This window comes from Lactococcus sp. bn62, from assembly GCF_029492705.2.
Classification (GTDB): domain Bacteria; phylum Bacillota; class Bacilli; order Lactobacillales; family Streptococcaceae; genus Lactococcus; species Lactococcus petauri.
On record NZ_CP120417.1, the window covers coordinates 899,535 to 915,842 of the forward strand.

Consider the following 16,308-nt stretch of genomic DNA (forward strand, 5'->3'; position numbering starts at 1 on the left):
ACAAAGTCAGAAAACTTTGCTTTTCTTGCTCTGAGAGAGGCTGGTTTGTCGTTAACATACTGTAAATATTTTTTATAGAAGGAATCTTACCCAAAGTACTGTAAGATACAACAGAAAAAATTAAGAACACAGAAACTAATGTCACTGCGATAGCACTGATGTAAGTTGTGATAAATCTATGTTTTATTGTCATATAGCTCTTTCTCAACCAAATGCTAAAAGTTTATAATTTGTTCATAATTTAGCCATTTGGAGTTTATATTTGCTTGCTATAATAAATTATACAATAAAAAAGGAGATTATCTTATGAAAGTTCAAAAAATAGTATTGTTCTCATCTGTCTTAGCACTTGGTGTCTTTGCAGATACTTATGTGTCAGATCACTCGACCCAAGCCAATCAGGTGTCTCAACATTCATCTTCACATAAAAACGATTCTTCATTAGGAAATCAATATGAAAAAACATTGTCACAGACAAACTGGCAAGGCACAAAAGTTTATGATGCGCAGGGCAATGATTTAACAAAAGAAAATAGTAACTTTATCGGCCTTGCAAAGTATGACAGCAAAGCAGGTTACTATGAATTTTTTGATAAGACAACCGGAAAAACAAGAGGTGATGAAGGAACATTTTTCGTAACAAATGATGGTACAAAACGTGTTCTCATCTCTGCGACACAAAACTATCAAGCTGTCGTTGATATCACAGAGTTGAATCACCACAAATTTACTTACAAACGAATGGGTGTCGATAAAAATGGTCAATCTGTCGAAGTATATGTCGAACATGTACCCTATAAGGCGAAAAATCTTAAATTTACACATGGTCGTGAAAAATTGCATACTCAAACAGGCAAAATTGTGAAGTCAAAGCCCGGCAGTCAAATTCTTGGTAGTACCTTATGGCATGGTACAGTAGTACGTGATGAGCAAGGTAATGACGTGACAAAAGAAAACCAGATGTTTATTAGTCTTGCGAAATTTGATGCACAAACTAGCAAATATGAATTTTTCGATGTCAATACAGGCAATACCCGTGGTGATTTTGGTTACTTTGATGTGATTTTCAAAAATAAAATTAGAAGTCATGTTTCTATTGGTCAAAATAAATACGGTGCAGTATTAGAAATCACTGAGCTAAATTCTCAAAAATTTACTTACAAACGTATGGGGAAAGATGCAGCTGGTAAGGATATTGTGGTCTATGTTGAACATGAGCCATATAGAGGGGTTTTTAATCCAGCATTTACCTTCTAGTAAAAAAATAGAGTATTTTACTCTATTTTTTTATGCCGATTCAAGGAGAGACAATAGAAAAGCATTTTATTGATATTCATACTTACTGCAGTTTATTAATAAATTCTTGCATAAATATACATATAGCTGTATAATAAATCCAAAGAAATACATAAAGAGGAAGAAAATGTCGCAACTAAAAAAAAATAAATTAACAGCAATTTCTTTAGCCCTGATGATTTTTACATCGGTGTATGGCTTTGGGAATGTTCCGCTCGCCTTTTTTCAAATGGGCTACGGATCAATCATTTGGTATATTATTAGTGCCTTAGTCTTTTTCATCCCATTTTCTTTAATGGTCACTGAATTTGGTTCTGCTTTTAATGCTGAGAAAGGTGGTATTTATACATGGATGGAAAAATCAGTGGGGCCATCCTTTGCCATGGTTGGTACTTTGATGTGGTACATGTCATGGGTTATCTGGTTTGTCTCTGTAGGTAACAGGATACTTGTACCTATATCGAACATGATTTTTGGTACAACAATCTTACCAAGCACAGTTATTGTGTCACTTTTGGCCATTCTTATCATGTTTCTCGTGACGTTCATTTCGCTTAGAGGGCTTGAAACCATAAAAAAAGTGGCCTCAGTTGGAGGTATTGCTGTTGTTTCACTTAATTTTATTCTCATCATCGGTGCCTTTATTATTTTAGCTAAAAGTGGTTTTCAGCCTGCAACGCCCTTAACGATAAAATCCTTGATTTCAACACCAAATCCAACATTGCAACCTACAAGTTTTGTTACTTTTATTGCTTTCTTAGTATATGCTATTTTTGCCTACGCCGGAGTAGAATCCGTGGGAGGACTGGTTGATGAAACAGTGGAACCGAAAAAGAACTTTCCTAAAGGTATCTTACTTTCGGCAGCCATTATTGGCATTGGTTATTCTTTCATGATTCTTTGTACAGGTTTTTTCATTAATTTTGATAAAGACTGGATTCCGGGGATTATGGATGGTTCAGTCAACCAAGGTAATATTACTTATTTTATGATGCAGCAGCTGGGTGAAAAACTGGCAGAATCCTTCAATCTATCATCTGGTGCTGTACATACTTGGGGAACAGTTTTTGCTCGTTATGTAGGTCTCTCGATGTTTCTCACTCTTATAGGTGCACTCTTTACTTTGATTTATTCTCCCCTTAAACAACTGATGGAGGGGACACCGGAAAAAGTGTGGCCAGGAAAACTTGGAAAAATAGAAAATGGTGTGCCTAAAAATGCTATGAAAGCTCAATTCATCATTGTGACTCTAATGATTTTATTGAATATGGGAATTTCACTCATCAATAAGGGAGCAGCAGATAAATTCTTCCTAGTCATTACTAACATGAGTAATATTGCTTCTAGTCTTCCCTATGTCTTTATCGTCTTTGCTTATATCAAATTCAAGAAAAATCAGGCGATCGAGAAACCTTTCACGATTATGAAAAATCAATCCTTTGCTATTGGCATCTCTTGGATTGCAGCGCTGATGATTATTCTGGCGGACTTCTTTACAATTATTGAACCCGTCATAAATTATCTCCAAGCGCCAGCTGAAATTCCTTTGGGAAGTGTTTATTCGGATATTATCTCAATGATAGCCGGACCAGTTGTCTTCAGTGTATTAGGCTGGTGGCTGATCCGAAACTATAAGAAGCAAAGCGTTAAGATATAAAATATAAGGAAAAGGCGGAAATCTTTGAAGAGATTATTACAATTTTAGGAAATTCCTAACATTTCTTTGGAAATATTTTTCCTCACAATTTATTTTGAATTGATTCATGATATTATATGCTATAATAATATCCTACTAAAACATGTGAGGAACACAATGGACGATCGGATCAGAATAAGCAGTACATGGCTTGTCATAATAGCAGTTGGTCTTGTTTTATTTAGCTATGGCGCACACTCTCACAAATTATTTTTAGAAGGGCTGGGAGCGATAGCTTCCGTTGGTGCTCTCTTTTGTGGCTTATCGGGTGTAGTTATTCGGTTGATAAGACGAAAGCGTGGACAACGTTTTAAGTAATCCCGCAAAAAACATCCTTATCTTTTGAAGATGAGGATGCTTTTTCATTTATCGTGAATATTTACCATCGATAAAGGTAATATCGTCTGTGTCACTATATGTACTGTAAGCTTTCACGAGGGAGATTATCCAGTCGGTGAGTGACCAAATACCAAAAGTCATCCAGTTACATAGAAGTTTAAAGATACCCATGCCGATTTGACCACGCATAAAGCGGTCAACGCCAAAGTGTCCAACTAAAAAGTTTCCAATCCAAACAAAAATATGTTTGTTAATCTTCTTTTCATTCATAAAAGTTTCTCCTTACCCTTTTAGCGTGATTTGCGCACGTATTTCATTCTTCAAGAGACTAGCTTGCGATATGATTTGTTCCCATTTTTTTATCTCTTACTCTTTTCATTATATAGACAAGCTCCCCAAGATTCAAACATTTAATAAAAATTTTTCAATAAAATATACTCTTTCATTTAGTTAATAATAAATACTTTTTGTATCATCCCGTACGTGTGATAAAATGAGAGAAGGAGGATAAAAAATGGATACAACTCAAGCTCTAGCAAAACTTAAAGCTCTTGTAAACACTTCTTTGTATTATAATAAAGATGTGCATGACCGAGAAAGATTAGAAGAAATGAAAGAAATTCTCTTTGAAATTTCTCAAAAGTTGACCTCTTACTCAAAAAATGAACTGGAATCCTTCTTTAATGAGGATTTAGGTTATGTCACACCCAAAGTGGATGTAAGAGCTGTTGTCTTTGAAGATAACCGTCTCTTACTTGTGAAAGAAAAAACTGAAGGACAATGGTCTTTACCTGGTGGTTGGGCAGATGTCGGTTATTCTCCCGCAGAAATAGCTCAAAAAGAAGTAAGAGAAGAAAGTGGGCTTGAAGTGATACCGTTACAGTTGTTTAAGCTGGTTGATAAGGCCAAACATCCTTATCCTAAAAGCTTGAATTATGTTTATAAGCTCTTCTTTTATTGTGAGCCCAAAACTTTTGAGTTGCATCCGGGATTAGAAACTTCGGAGGCACGCTTTTTCTCGCGGGAAGAAGTTAAAAACTTGCAGAATATTTCTGTGGATCGAAACACACGTGAGGATCTTCTGGAAGCTTTTGAATATCATAATCATCCAACAGCAGGAGCAAGATTTGATCGCGTGCAGTAAAAGGTGGTTCACGAAAATATCAAATATGTTATAATATCATTATTCCATGCGGACGATGAAAAAGATTGGGCTGTTTAGGATGATTGCCCCTATTGAATAAACGATTACGGAGAAATCAGTGGAGATTTTACGTTTATCGAACCAAAAAGTAGCGGGCTGCTGACAGTCCGCATTTTAATTTTTAAAATAATAATGTATGTTCTTGGGATTGAAAAGAATCACCAAAGTGCATAGAGAAAAAGAAATATTGGAGAAACATGAAAATAAAAGAAGTTATATTGGATGAACTTAAAAAACATCCAAAGAGAGCCTATGCTGTAGAAGAACTGGCAATGGAACTTGACCTAACAAAGGCTTCAGATTTTAAACTATTTGTTAAAACTTTAGCTGCTCTTGAAGGGGAAGGATTACTGGAATTTACAAAAAATGGAAAAGTCACACTAGCCGAAGTAAAAGCAGAACTTGTCGGAATCTTCCGTGCTAATGCGAACGGTTTTGGTTTTGTAACAGTGGATTCTGATGAGCCTGACGTTTTTATTCCTAAGGGAAGAACGGCTTTTGCTCTTGAAGGAGATGAAGTAAAAGTCGAACTGAAAAGTAATGCTAATCCTTTAAAAGGCACAAGTGCTGAAGGGGTAGTTACAGAGGTTTTAAAGCGCGCGGTTACTCAGCTTGTCGGAACTTTTGTCAAATTTGACGAAAAAGAACGTCAAGAGTTCAATCGTATCGGTTACGTAAAATCACGCAATAAAAAGTTGCCTTATCATGTCTTTTTGACAGATAAGGGCTTGGTACCAGAAGATAAAGCAGTAGTTCGTGTTGACATTACCGCTTATCCAGATAAGAAAAATCCCAAAAGTATGCAAGGTTTGGCTGTCGAAATTGTCGGACAAGCAGGTGATAAAGGAATCGATGTTCTTGAAGTTTTAGCTTCACTTGGTATTCGTTCTGAATTTCCAGAAGACGTTTTGGCGCAAGCGAACGCTGTACCAGAAGAAGTTGATGAAAAAGATATCATGGGGCGCGTGGACTATCGTAATGAGATTACTTTCACTATCGATGGCGCTGATGCAAAAGACTTAGACGATGCTGTGCATATCAAACGCTTGGGTAATGGTAACTATGAGTTGGGCGTTCACATTGCAGATGTGTCACACTATGTCACTGAAAATTCGCCCTTGGACCGTGAAGCTTTTGAGCGTGGAACATCAGTATATGTGGCTGATCGTGTCGTGCCAATGTTGCCTGAACGACTCTCAAACGGTATCTGTTCACTCAACCCACGCGTTAATCGCTTGACACAGTCTTGTGTGATGGAGATTACGCCAGAAGGAAAAGTCCTTCAATCACAAATAGGTCCTTCCATTATCAAGACGACAGAACGTATGACCTACGATGATGTTAACCTTATGCTTGCTGGTGACGAGGAAACATTAGAAAAATATGCTGCAATTAAAGAATCCGTAGAAATTATGTCTGAACTTCACGAAGCTTTGGCAGCGATGCGCCGCCGCCGTGGAGCGATTGATTTCGAAACGATGGAAGCACGGATCATCGTTGATGAAAATGGCTTGCCTATCGAAATTCGTAAGCGCAGTCGTGGAACAGCAGAACGAATGATTGAGTCCTTCATGTTGATTGCTAACGAAACAGTTGCAAGCAGTTTTGAAGCACGTCATTTACCAGGGATTTATCGTATTCACGAACATCCAAAAGAAGAAAAAATGACCCGTTTTATCGACTTTGCTGCAACTTTTGGTTTGCAAGTCAAAGGCACTTCGACAGAAGTTAGTCAAAAAGCCTTGCAAGAATTTTTGAAAAAAGTGAAAGGCCAACCAGGAGAAATGGTTCTCTCAACGATGCTTCTGCGTTCGATGCAACAAGCACGCTATTCGGAAGACAACTATGGTCACTTTGGCTTGGCAGCAGAAAACTATACGCACTTTACCAGTCCGATTCGTCGTTATCCTGACTTGATCGTGCACCGCTTAATTCGTGAGATGGCTCAACCAAGTCCAAAGACCATCGAATATTGGGCCGAAAAAATACCGGAAATTGCTCAACAATCAAGTAACCGTGAACGCCGTGCTGTCGATGCTGAACGTGAAGTTGAAAAGATGAAAAAAGCCGAATTTATGGAAAAACATGTCGGTGAACAGTTCGAAGGTGTTATTGCTAGCGTTACTCGCTTTGGGATGTTTATTGAGCTTGAAAATACTATTGAAGGTTTGGTTCATATTTCTACTATTAAAGGTGAATATATGAACTTTCATGAACGTATGATGGCGCTTGTGGGAGAAAAAACAGGACTTGTCTTCCGAATTGGTCAACCCATCAAAATCCAAGTTACTAAAGCGGATAAAGTTACCGGTGATATCGACTTTGAATATATCAAGAGTGATCTCGATGTTGTCGAAAGTAATTTAAAATCTAAAAAAGAAAAAGGCCCACGCCGTAGACCAAAAGCAAATCGTTCCGAAAATAAAGAGGAACGTAAAGCCTCAAAACACGGAAAAAATTTCTCTGAAAATAACAAAAACAAAAAATACAGAGGAAAATCCAAGGATGAGGATCGAGAACGTAAAAACGATTTCGATAAAAAACCAAATAAAAAGAAAAAGAAGAAGCCTTTCTATGCGGATGCAGCAAAAGGAAAATTCGGAAATAATACGAAGAAAAAATCGAAAAAATAAAAATACTTTAGAGGAGAAAAGCCTATGTCAGAACAATTGAATCTTGAGAAAACGGCCTTGGTCCTGATTGATTTACAAGAAGGCATTGTAAATCGTTCACAGCTTGAACCCTATAGTAAGGAAGAAATTCTTGACAAAAATGATAGATTGCTGGACAAGTTCAAAAATACAGCAGGACTTATCGTTTTTGTGCATGTGAAAAATTATGGGCCAGAAATGCTCACTCCGCTTACAGATACAAATATAAGTGCTTCTGGTCCACTTCCCGACAATTATAGCCAATTTGTTTCTCCTCTGGCTTATGATGAAGAGGTTAAAAATAAAATCCATGTCAAAAAGCACAATTGGGGCGCTTTTTATGGGACAGATCTCGATGTGCAGTTACGTAGACGAGGCATTGAAAACATTATCTTGACAGGTGTTGCTACAACGATAGGTTGTGATACAACGGCGCGTGAAGCTTATCAACATGGATATAATGTGATTGCTGTTGAAGATGCAATGACAGACTTTAATGGGGCACTACATAGAGGCATCGTTAACGGTATCTTTACACGCTTAGGACGCGTCCGCTCGACAGAGCAAGTCTTGAAGATGATACAGGATTAGACCATAGAGAACAGTAGGTTTTGGTGATTTGAAAAGTTCAAGATGTAGAAGAGCACAGGCTTTTCTGCATCTTGAGCTTTTTATATTTTTAGACAATTGATAAGAAGTTGGAGAAGATAAAAGAAATCACCGTAACAGTATGTTATTTTTTTCATAAAGTAAAATTGACACATTTTTTTGCTATAATGTTAACGGTGATTTTTTCACATTTATTTGAAAGTGTAAGTAATGATTTAAAGTGGGAAAATGTCCGATAATAAGATAAAAAAGACAGTAAGCCAAACCTTAACCGGCTTAAAATACGGAAGAAATAGAAGATGGCTTATATAAGCTATTTAAGGATATTGAACATGGAAAATAGGACAAGATTTAATTTAACAAGTGGTTGGAATATATTATGCACAATAGCAACCATAGTTGTTTTAGGACTGACCTTTATTTTTATTTTGAACCTCAACCGCTTTACAGGCTACACGGGCGATGATTTTTTGTATCACTTTATCTATACAGGTGCTTGGCCAAGTGAACATCTGAGTGAATATCATAATATTGGTGATTATATTTCAGCAGTCTATACGCACATGACACTATGGAATGCCCGCATGACTTCGATAATTTTCGAAATCTTAGCGATGCAGCTTCCTAAAGGAATTTTCAATATCCTTAATGCCAGTATTTATGTATTGGTTGGGCTGTTATTGAATGTAATAATCAGTGGTAAAAAGGTACTTTTAAAACCTTTGCATCTGACGTTAACTTTTCTGTTGATGTGGTTTTTCATTCCGGGGATGGGCAGCACAGTGCTTTGGGTCAGTGGAGCTGCAAATTACCTGTGGGCCACAGTAATCATGGCTCTATAATTTAAAGGACTGATGAATCAAATTTTGATTCATCAGTCCTTTTTTAGTTTATTTAAATATAAAACATGTCGTCTATCTAGTAAAATTTAAGTACGACCAAAAATCTAAGATAGAAAGGACGACATGTCTTGAATAATCATATCAAAAAAATGCTACGAATTACAGATGAACATTTAGATTTAACAAATACGGAGGAATATAAAATTAAAGGGAAGAACACTTTAGTTATCTTTGGAGTCTATTCTCCCATGCCTTCGGCTTGTAGGAACTGTGGTTCAACTATTGTTGATAATGAAGGGAAAAGTGTAGTTGTTAGAAATGGAAAAAAGGAAGTAACTATTCAGTTAGATTCTTATCAAAATATGCCCACTATTTTAAAACTGAAGAAACAACGATTCCATTGTAAAAGCTGTTCGCACAATTGGACGGCACAGTGTTCTATTGTTGAAAAAAACTGTCATATCAGTAAATTTATTACTTTGAAAATTTTAGAATTATTAACTGAGAAAATCTCTATGACATTTATAGCTAAACAATGCCACGTTTCATTAACTACAGTTTTAAGAGTTCTTAAGTCAGTTGAATCACAACTCCCGCAACAACTTAAACCACGGAGTTTTCCAGAAGTTTTAATGGTAGATGAGTTTAGATCTCACGCTAGTTATGAAGATAAAATGAGCTTCATATGTGCTGATGGAGAAACAGGTGAATTAGTAGATATTTTACCTAGTAGGAAATTAGATAAAATAATCCCTTACTTCAATCGCTCTCCGTTGGAGGAAAGGGAAAAAGTTAAATTTTTAGTAACAGATATGAATGCTGCTTACTTTCAATTAACTAAAAATGTCTTTCCTACTGCTAAATTAATCATTGATAGGTTCCATATTGTGAAGCATTTGAACACCGCTTTTAATGATTTTAGAGTCCGAGAAATGAAGAGATTAATTACCAATAAGAAAAAGTCAAAAGCAAATAAATTAAAATCAAACTGGAAATTACTTCTAAAAAATCAAACAAATATTTCCATTTCAGAGTTCAAAACTTGGAGAAGTTTTCCTTCTCCAAAGTACCATCTTTTAACGGAATCTATGGTGATTGATCGACTACTCTCATTTTCTTCTGAACTAAAAGAAGCTTATGACATTTTCCATTTATTAATGTATCACTTTAGAAACAAAGATGACCGTTCCTTTTTCGAACTATTGAAAAATCTACCTGATAGCTTGGATACACAATTTAGAGATAAAATAGAAAATCTGATTTCCTATGAAGAAGGTATTAGAAACGCTCTTAAATATAATTTTTCCAATGGAAAAATTGAAGCTAAGAACACTCATATAAAAACACTTAAAAGAGTTTCCTATGGATTCAACTCATTTACAAATATGCGTATAAGAATTTTCTTGATAAACGGCCTTATTAAAATTAAATAACTAAAAAAGATGATAAATCTGAGAGTAATCTCAAGTTTATCATCTTATATATCCGACTCATCAGTCCGATTTGACAAAGAGCCGTAATCATACTCCTCTTTTTATTACCCTACCGTTTTAATGTAAGTACAAAACGTGGTTGGGAAGAATACTATCTCCCGGTTTTGGGACTTTTAGCAGGCTTAACAAATGAAGTCGGTGGCGCGACAACTGTATTGCTTGCTCTCATTTTTACGGTTTATAATTTTAAAAAATCGACAAACGGAAACACGGTGGCGCAGATTTTAGGAACCTTAGCTGCCGCCTTTGGTTTTGGGATGCAAGTCATCTTATCATCAGGATCTGCTGAAACGCAGAACTACGGTGCTTCTTCCGGTTTATGCCAACGTTTCCTCGATATCATATTGGGAACTGCGCATTATTCTGGTTTTCTGATACTGCCTATCCTTGTATTTGGGGGAATTCTTTATTTTAACCGGAAGCAACTCCAAGAAAAAGCATGTTATCTCTGGCATGGAGGACTTATCTTTCTGGTATCAGGTCTTGCAGGTTGTGCTGCAATCCTGGCATCGCCCATCACACCTGCCCGTCTTTGGTTTGCAAGTAATATTCTGTTTATCATAGCTTTATTAATGATGATTGAAGCATGGCAGGAGTTACATACACAAAGCTCTTGGACCAATGTGCCTTTGTGCATTGCCATTCTTTGCTTAAGCTTTGTGAGTTTGCCCAGCTATGAATATAATTTAAAAGACATCAAAAATTCATATGAATATTTTTATACAGCCCAATCTATAGCCCAAAAAGCAAAAGAAGAGGGTAAAACTTCCGTCCGCGTACCTGGGATTCCGATGACTTCTAACGACTTTAATGCTTATTTTGGGACGCCTTATTTGGTTTCAAGTGAGCACCTAGAAAAAGAATGGGCGAACACATGGTTTGCCAAATATTATGGGCTAGAGAAAGTCTATTTGGATGATACAGTGCCAATGGCAAAAGTAAACTTAGAGAATGCTCAACCTATTGATAACATTCTGAATGCTTACAATAAATATTTTGGTTATTTCCAACGCAAGATTCTTCCTTTCAATACTGATAAGGTCTTAAAACGTGAGCAAACTGCTAAAACTTCGGCAGCAAAAACAACCATTACTAAGAATCCTAAACCAAATAACAAAAACTTACCGGCAGATAAACCTTGGCTTCGTAACGCGCTTATTCGCTATATCGATGTAAACAAGGATGAAATCGTTGCAACAGAGCAAATCACTTCACCTTATAATGAAGCTTATGATATTTCTCATGCAGCAACTGCAGGCTATGAAATACTATCAAATAATCCTAAATCTTATATTTTTAATAAACGTTTCGATCAGACCATTGACATTCATGTCAAGCCTACACTTCATACCATCACACTTTTCTTTAATGATAAACATCAAAAAAATATTTCCATCACAAACATTGAAGGCCAAACAGGAGAAACACTCACCGTACAATTGCCACGAGGCTACAGTAGCAATGGATCAAAAACAACTCGTATTACCATTGATGCAGAGACACCTTGGAATAAAACAGTAGAAGTAACCAAAATTCCATTTTGGAAAAATCTAGGAAGCTTCTCGACTTTTTATAGCGTAGTTGCTGGGTTATTAATTTTTGTGGTTTATGATATTTTTCTTAAACAACGACAGGGAAGATAAGTATTAAGGGTGAAAAATACAAAAAACTCAAGTAGATAGAAGAAATAATTTCTTCGATACCTTGAGTTTTTTTAGTGCCTTCTATAAGTTTATTTTCTTTTGAGTTTATTGCTTATGTGCCCGACTATAAAAGTTATTCTAAAAAACTAGGTTTGACGATCGATTATCTGCAAGAATTTCCCGGAGAGGTTACTTTTAATGAAAGTGAGCTCATCCAAGCGCTCCAAGCAACAGATAGTGCTTCCTACCAAAAAGAAAGAGCTCTCTTTTTCAAGAAAACATATAACTATGGCGATGGCAAAGCAACAGAACGTGTGCTTAAGTTGATTGAAGCAATTATGAACCAGAGCTTGTAGATAAAATTTACATAAAAAAAGCCATTAGACTAGAGCTAAATGGCTTATTTTTTTACTTTTATCCTTATTTTTGAATGAAGTAATAAGATGTTGCTTCACCTGAAGCGAGGAGAGCATTTGCTTTATCTTGAAGTTCCTTGTATGATGTTGAAACTGTTGACTCATGCTTGTTGCCTGCTTTATCTACATAAACCAAGACCCAAGCACGTCCGTTGGGAGTTGTTTCAGAGCTAGATGGTGTTGCATTAGGGTCAGCCTGAGGACTATGACCACCTGCACCGTTATTTTCTACTGGATTATTTGAGTTATCGACCCAGCCCTGATCTGAACTTTCTGATGTTGCAGGTTCAGACGGTTGTTCAGATGTAGCTGGGGCTTCAGAAGTAGCTGTTGTGGAATCTGAAGTTGAACTGGCATCTGAACTCTCAGATGTTGTAGTTGTTGTTTCTGAACTGCTGGCTTTACTTGTACTTTCACTTGAGCTTTTAACAGAGCTAGAAGGTTCAGAAGATGTGTCTTTCTTTGCGCTAGTTGTGTTGCTGCAAGCTGTCAGTAGCAAGACAGCAGCTAATGAACTAACTAAAAGTAATGATAATTTAAATTTTTTCATATGTAAGACTCCTTAAAATTCCTTTTCTTTCTTCCAGTATAACATATTGTCTCTCAAAAACCTGATTAATTATCTATAAATTAAAAGTTAATGAAGAAAAAACTCTCATCTAAAAAAGATAAGTCGAATAATTTGTAAGCGTTTTTTAACTTTGTTAGAATTATTATATAGAAAAAATAATAAATAGAAAGAAAGAGGTGCTTTATGATTTGGTCATTAATCGTTGGTGCAATTATCGGGGTGATTGCGGGTGCAATCACAAGCAAAGGGAAGTCTATGGGATGGATTGCTAATATCTTAGCGGGTCTCGTGGGTTCTGCTGTTGGTCAAGCTTTACTGGGATCATGGGGCCCTAGTTTAGCTGGTATGGCGCTTATGCCTTCCATTATCGGTGCCGTTATCGTGGTAGCTGTTGTTTCTTTCTTCTTAAGTAAAATGGGCGATTAAACAGTAGCTGCAGTAAAACGGGAGGAGGAAATGTGTCAAAAGGAAAAAAAATTATTCTAATTTTAGTTGATTTATTTCTTATTACAATCATCCTACCACTGTTTCTTTACACACTCGGGAAATTTAATATAGTCCAACCAATTACAGATATGGCGCAGGTCCCTTATATTGGACCTTACTTGCCTACATATTTCTTGTTTGCAACAGGTATTTTAGGAATTCTCTTACTCATTCTTTTACTTGTCATTATCTTCTATCCAAGAAGATATACAGGCTTTGTCTTAGGAGAAGGTAGAGGAGAACTGCTTCTTAAAAAATCTGCGATTGAAGGCTTTGTGCGAGAAACGCTCAGAGAAAATGGTTATATTAAAGATCCGAAAATCGATACTTTGCTAGGTAAAAATAAGATTAAAATTGCGATTAAAGGTGAGATTATACCTCGTGTGCAAATTTCAGAAAAGGCTTTGCTTATTGAAGAAGAAATTCGTAAGGGCTTGAAAGAGTTTCTCGGGGTAAATCATCACTTAAGTTTGAAAATAAAAGTGAACGCTGTAACACCAAAGAGTAAAAGCAGTTCACGTGTGTTATGATTGGAGGTTAGATGAATCTTTTAGAAGAATATCAATATCCAATTATAGGTGGGGCAATTGGAGCAATCATCGCTATCTGTATCTTTACAATTGGTTTTTGGAAGATGCTCTTACTGTTTTTACTCATCGCGCTTGGTAGTTATATTGGTTTCTATCTCGAACGTACAGGATATATTGATAAAATAGGTAAAAAATAATTAAATAATTTATAAATAAAAAGGAGAAGCTATGGTACAAGAAAACAAAAAAACTTTGGATAACTCAGTTGATGCAGTAAGTGGAACTTTAACTTATGAAGATAAAGTGATTCAAAAAATCGTAGGACTTGCCTTGGAAAAAGTAGACGGCTTGCTTGCAGTTGATGGTGGCTTCCTGTCTAATCTCACAGGAAAACTCGTAAATACGGACGATGTAACTTCTGGTGTAGGTGTCGAAGTTGGTAAACAACAAGTTGCGGTTGATCTTAAAATCGTAGCTGAATATAAGAAATATGTTCCTGACATTTATAAAAATATAAAAGAAGTTGTTTCAAAAGAAGTTAAAGGCATGACAGACCTTGAAGTTGTAGAAGTTAACGTAGATGTTATCGATGTTAAAACGAAAGAACAACAAAAACAAGATGAACAAAGCCTTCAAGATAAAGTAGGCGATGCCGCAAAATCAACAGGACGATTTACTTCGGAAAAAGTTGATCAAGTGAAAGACAAAGTCAGCGATGATGATGAACCACGTGTAAAATAAAAAAATAAGGAGATTTTCTCCTTATTTTTTTTATTAAATCTCTTCCTTTAGTTGGACAACTTTGACTTGATAGATACTCGACTCATGAAGCATTTTTTGGAGAGTATTAATCATCAGAACCAACCATGTAAAGGAAATTGCAAAGGCAATAATCTCGAAAACCGTCAGAGACAGATAATGAACTTTCAGAAATAAAATTGCTGAAGTAACAAGAGCGACGAAAACAATAGCTGACATGCTGAGAAATTCTTTCGAAATTTGGGGTAACAGATATTTACTTAATACTATCAAGATAATAATGCACAAAACAATACCATACGCAGAGGCATTGTGAAAGGTCATTGTCCATGATTGAGCGGGGAAAATACCTACACCAGCAATAAACAGAGCAATGACATAGTAGAAAGCTTGAACAATTTTGACTTTGAAATTGTACAAGTCGCTTTTTTGAAAATCCATAAATAAATAATCAGTGATCGTTAATAGCATCAAAGCAGAAAAAATCATCGTAAAATTAAATTGCCACTGATTTTTAGCTTCACCTGTTCCTAAAAAGCTAAAGTTGTATTGCCACCAGCCATTTTGACCATTAGTGGCCATGGAAAGGAAAATACCACCAATAAAGGTAATAAACAATAAGATAATCAGATGAGAAATTTTAACAGAGGCTGCAAAAAGAATCAAAAAGTAAAAAACAATAGCTGAAAAGAGAGCAGCTACAAAAGAAGCTGTGAAGCGATCGAGAGTTACTCCGACAAAGGTCATCCCCAAAATGTACCAAATTAATGCTTGAATCGCAAAAACAATCAAGGTATAGGCAAGGCTGATTGTGACAAGTTCTCTTATACGGCTAAGCATGCGTTTTTGTGGTGAGGTATTTTGCTTGGCATAAACCCAAAGGAAGGTTGCAAAGCCAATAATTGTCGCACACAGCATGCTGATTCCAGCGACAGAATGATACCGCCCGCCCGTAAAATTAATCTGAGAATGACCACTTAAAAAGAAAGTAAGTAGCGAGATAACTAAACTTAATAAACTGGGAATAAGCATATAGTGTAAAGAAAAATTTTGTGCATCAAGCTGATCAACGTCACTTTTTAAGACAATCTGGTTTTGCTCGACTGACATTTTATAGTTTTGTTGCTCAAATTTATCCGCAACATCATCCGGAATTTCAATTATTTTTTTCATTTATCTTCTCCATTTTTTAACTCCTATTCTTATTATTATATCAATATTTTGACGATTTAACTTCTCCGATTCATTTAAGAAATGAAAATTTTCTGAATTGAAAGATTTGAGTTAAGTTTTTCGCTAATTTTAAAGAGAAGTGTTAAAATTAATGAAATGAAATCGGTTGCCGAGTAGGATACGAAGTGGAAAAGGGGTATAAGATGTTTCAATTTTTAAAGTTGTTTTTAATCAATGCAGTAATTTTCCTTATTTTAGATAGTTTATGGTTAATCTTTGCAAATAAAAAATTTTATCAACCATACATTGGCCATCTGATGGGGCAAACCAAACTTTTGCCTGCCGTCATTTTTTATCTTATTTATGTGGCTGCACTTGTATTTTTTGTTTTGGTACCTGGACAAGAAAAAGAAAGCCTTTCTTATGTTCTTTTAGCCGGAGCTTTTTTTGGAGCAGTATGTTATGCCACATATGATTTGACAAATCTTGCGACATTGAGCGATTGGCCATTGAAAATTACAATTGTTGATATTATTTGGGGGAGTTTTGTGACTTCCCTTAGTGCAACACTCACTTATATAATTGTTGCAAAGCTTTAGA

General features: G+C 35.9%; 17 protein-coding genes. 14 read left to right on the forward strand and 3 right to left on the reverse strand.

Annotated elements, in window-relative coordinates; genetic code table 11:
* The first annotated feature begins 306 nt into the window (after nt 1-306).
* Both P3G65_RS04840 and yjeM read left to right on the forward strand, forming a co-directional pair.
* Complete coding sequence (locus P3G65_RS04840) at nt 307-1,257, forward strand: DUF4822 domain-containing protein (RefSeq protein WP_019291900.1); 951 nt, start codon at nt 307-309, stop codon at nt 1,255-1,257.
* A gap of 166 nt (nt 1,258-1,423) precedes the next feature.
* Nucleotides 1,424-2,953 carry a glutamate/gamma-aminobutyrate family transporter YjeM gene (yjeM, locus tag P3G65_RS04845; RefSeq protein WP_019291899.1) on the forward strand — a complete coding sequence of 510 codons (1,530 nt, stop codon included), beginning with the start codon at nt 1,424-1,426 and terminating at the stop codon, nt 2,951-2,953.
* Nucleotides 2,954-3,358: 405 nt separating this feature from the next.
* On the opposite strand, the gene P3G65_RS04850 is transcribed toward yjeM, so the two are convergent.
* Nucleotides 3,359-3,601 (reverse strand): NINE protein, encoded by a 243-nt coding sequence (locus tag P3G65_RS04850; protein ID WP_019291898.1) that lies wholly within the window; start codon nt 3,599-3,601, stop codon nt 3,359-3,361.
* Nucleotides 3,602-3,845: 244 nt separating this feature from the next.
* Between P3G65_RS04850 and P3G65_RS04855 the strand changes: the two genes are divergently transcribed.
* The 7 genes from P3G65_RS04855 to P3G65_RS04885 all read left to right on the forward strand — a co-directional run bounded on the left by P3G65_RS04855 (nt 3,846) and on the right by P3G65_RS04885 (nt 12,129).
* Nucleotides 3,846-4,475: an NUDIX hydrolase N-terminal domain-containing protein gene (locus P3G65_RS04855; RefSeq protein WP_019291897.1), complete on the forward strand. Its 630-nt coding sequence runs from the start codon at nt 3,846-3,848 to the stop codon at nt 4,473-4,475.
* Nucleotides 4,476-4,732: 257 nt separating this feature from the next.
* Complete coding sequence (gene rnr / locus P3G65_RS04860; RefSeq protein WP_019291896.1) at nt 4,733-7,168, forward strand: ribonuclease R; 2,436 nt, start codon at nt 4,733-4,735, stop codon at nt 7,166-7,168.
* A gap of 24 nt (nt 7,169-7,192) precedes the next feature.
* A complete protein-coding gene (locus P3G65_RS04865; RefSeq protein WP_019291895.1) occupies nt 7,193-7,777 on the forward strand; it encodes an isochorismatase family protein in 585 nt (194 codons plus the stop codon).
* Between the two features lie 350 nt (nt 7,778-8,127).
* Nucleotides 8,128-8,637 (forward strand): DUF6056 family protein, encoded by a 510-nt coding sequence (locus P3G65_RS04870; protein ID WP_284071346.1) that lies wholly within the window; start codon nt 8,128-8,130, stop codon nt 8,635-8,637.
* Nucleotides 8,638-8,765: 128 nt separating this feature from the next.
* Complete coding sequence (locus tag P3G65_RS04875) at nt 8,766-10,070, forward strand: ISL3 family transposase (RefSeq protein WP_089202021.1); 1,305 nt, start codon at nt 8,766-8,768, stop codon at nt 10,068-10,070.
* An 89-nt stretch (nt 10,071-10,159) separates the two neighbouring features.
* On the forward strand, nt 10,160-11,773 hold the full coding sequence (locus P3G65_RS04880; protein WP_284071363.1) for a DUF6056 family protein: 1,614 nt from the start codon (nt 10,160-10,162) through the stop codon (nt 11,771-11,773).
* Nucleotides 11,774-11,889: 116 nt separating this feature from the next.
* A complete protein-coding gene (locus P3G65_RS04885; RefSeq protein WP_237703962.1) occupies nt 11,890-12,129 on the forward strand; it encodes a CDP-glycerol glycerophosphotransferase family protein in 240 nt (79 codons plus the stop codon).
* A gap of 64 nt (nt 12,130-12,193) precedes the next feature.
* Here P3G65_RS04885 and P3G65_RS04890 read toward each other — a convergent pair whose 3' ends face one another.
* Nucleotides 12,194-12,739 (reverse strand): hypothetical protein, encoded by a 546-nt coding sequence (locus P3G65_RS04890; protein ID WP_019291892.1) that lies wholly within the window; start codon nt 12,737-12,739, stop codon nt 12,194-12,196.
* Nucleotides 12,740-12,943: 204 nt separating this feature from the next.
* Between P3G65_RS04890 and P3G65_RS04895 the strand changes: the two genes are divergently transcribed.
* Genes P3G65_RS04895 through P3G65_RS04910 form a run of 4 tightly spaced genes read left to right on the forward strand, consistent with a single transcriptional unit; the run spans nt 12,944 to nt 14,517 of the window.
* On the forward strand, nt 12,944-13,186 hold the full coding sequence (locus P3G65_RS04895; protein WP_019291891.1) for a GlsB/YeaQ/YmgE family stress response membrane protein: 243 nt from the start codon (nt 12,944-12,946) through the stop codon (nt 13,184-13,186).
* A 32-nt stretch (nt 13,187-13,218) separates the two neighbouring features.
* Complete coding sequence (amaP, locus tag P3G65_RS04900; RefSeq protein WP_019291890.1) at nt 13,219-13,776, forward strand: alkaline shock response membrane anchor protein AmaP; 558 nt, start codon at nt 13,219-13,221, stop codon at nt 13,774-13,776.
* 11 nt (nt 13,777-13,787) lie between these two features.
* The gene (locus P3G65_RS04905) at nt 13,788-13,973 is read left to right on the forward strand and encodes a DUF2273 domain-containing protein (RefSeq protein WP_019291889.1); all 186 of its coding nucleotides are present in this window, start codon (nt 13,788-13,790) and stop codon (nt 13,971-13,973) included.
* A 31-nt stretch (nt 13,974-14,004) separates the two neighbouring features.
* Nucleotides 14,005-14,517: an Asp23/Gls24 family envelope stress response protein gene (locus P3G65_RS04910; RefSeq protein WP_019291888.1), complete on the forward strand. Its 513-nt coding sequence runs from the start codon at nt 14,005-14,007 to the stop codon at nt 14,515-14,517.
* A 33-nt stretch (nt 14,518-14,550) separates the two neighbouring features.
* Here the strand turns inward: P3G65_RS04910 and P3G65_RS04915 are convergent, their stop codons facing one another.
* Nucleotides 14,551-15,708: a DUF998 domain-containing protein gene (locus P3G65_RS04915; protein WP_284071347.1), complete on the reverse strand. Its 1,158-nt coding sequence runs from the start codon at nt 15,706-15,708 to the stop codon at nt 14,551-14,553.
* A gap of 203 nt (nt 15,709-15,911) precedes the next feature.
* On the opposite strand from P3G65_RS04915, the gene P3G65_RS04920 reads away from it, so the two are divergent.
* Nucleotides 15,912-16,307, forward strand: a complete 396-nt coding sequence (locus tag P3G65_RS04920) for a DUF2177 family protein (protein ID WP_019291886.1) — start codon at nt 15,912-15,914, stop codon at nt 16,305-16,307.
* Nucleotide 16,308 lies beyond the last annotated feature (1 nt).

Excerpts from the sequence above, each read along its gene's own strand:
- P3G65_RS04840 (WP_019291900.1), top strand. The coding sequence starts at position 307 with ATGAAAGTTCAAAAAATAGTATTGTTCTCATCTGTCTTAGCACTTGGT.
- yjeM (WP_019291899.1), top strand. The coding sequence starts at position 1,424 with ATGTCGCAACTAAAAAAAAATAAATTAACAGCAATTTCTTTAGCCCTG.
- P3G65_RS04850 (WP_019291898.1), bottom strand. The coding sequence starts at position 3,601 with ATGAATGAAAAGAAGATTAACAAACATATTTTTGTTTGGATTGGAAAC.
- P3G65_RS04855 (WP_019291897.1), top strand. The coding sequence starts at position 3,846 with ATGGATACAACTCAAGCTCTAGCAAAACTTAAAGCTCTTGTAAACACT.
- rnr (WP_019291896.1), top strand. The coding sequence starts at position 4,733 with ATGAAAATAAAAGAAGTTATATTGGATGAACTTAAAAAACATCCAAAG.
- P3G65_RS04865 (WP_019291895.1), top strand. The coding sequence starts at position 7,193 with ATGTCAGAACAATTGAATCTTGAGAAAACGGCCTTGGTCCTGATTGAT.
- P3G65_RS04870 (WP_284071346.1), top strand. The coding sequence starts at position 8,128 with ATGGAAAATAGGACAAGATTTAATTTAACAAGTGGTTGGAATATATTA.
- P3G65_RS04890 (WP_019291892.1), bottom strand. The coding sequence starts at position 12,739 with ATGAAAAAATTTAAATTATCATTACTTTTAGTTAGTTCATTAGCTGCT.
- P3G65_RS04895 (WP_019291891.1), top strand. The coding sequence starts at position 12,944 with ATGATTTGGTCATTAATCGTTGGTGCAATTATCGGGGTGATTGCGGGT.
- P3G65_RS04905 (WP_019291889.1), top strand. The coding sequence starts at position 13,788 with ATGAATCTTTTAGAAGAATATCAATATCCAATTATAGGTGGGGCAATT.
- P3G65_RS04910 (WP_019291888.1), top strand. The coding sequence starts at position 14,005 with ATGGTACAAGAAAACAAAAAAACTTTGGATAACTCAGTTGATGCAGTA.
- P3G65_RS04915 (WP_284071347.1), bottom strand. The coding sequence starts at position 15,708 with ATGAAAAAAATAATTGAAATTCCGGATGATGTTGCGGATAAATTTGAG.
- P3G65_RS04920 (WP_019291886.1), top strand. The coding sequence starts at position 15,912 with ATGTTTCAATTTTTAAAGTTGTTTTTAATCAATGCAGTAATTTTCCTT.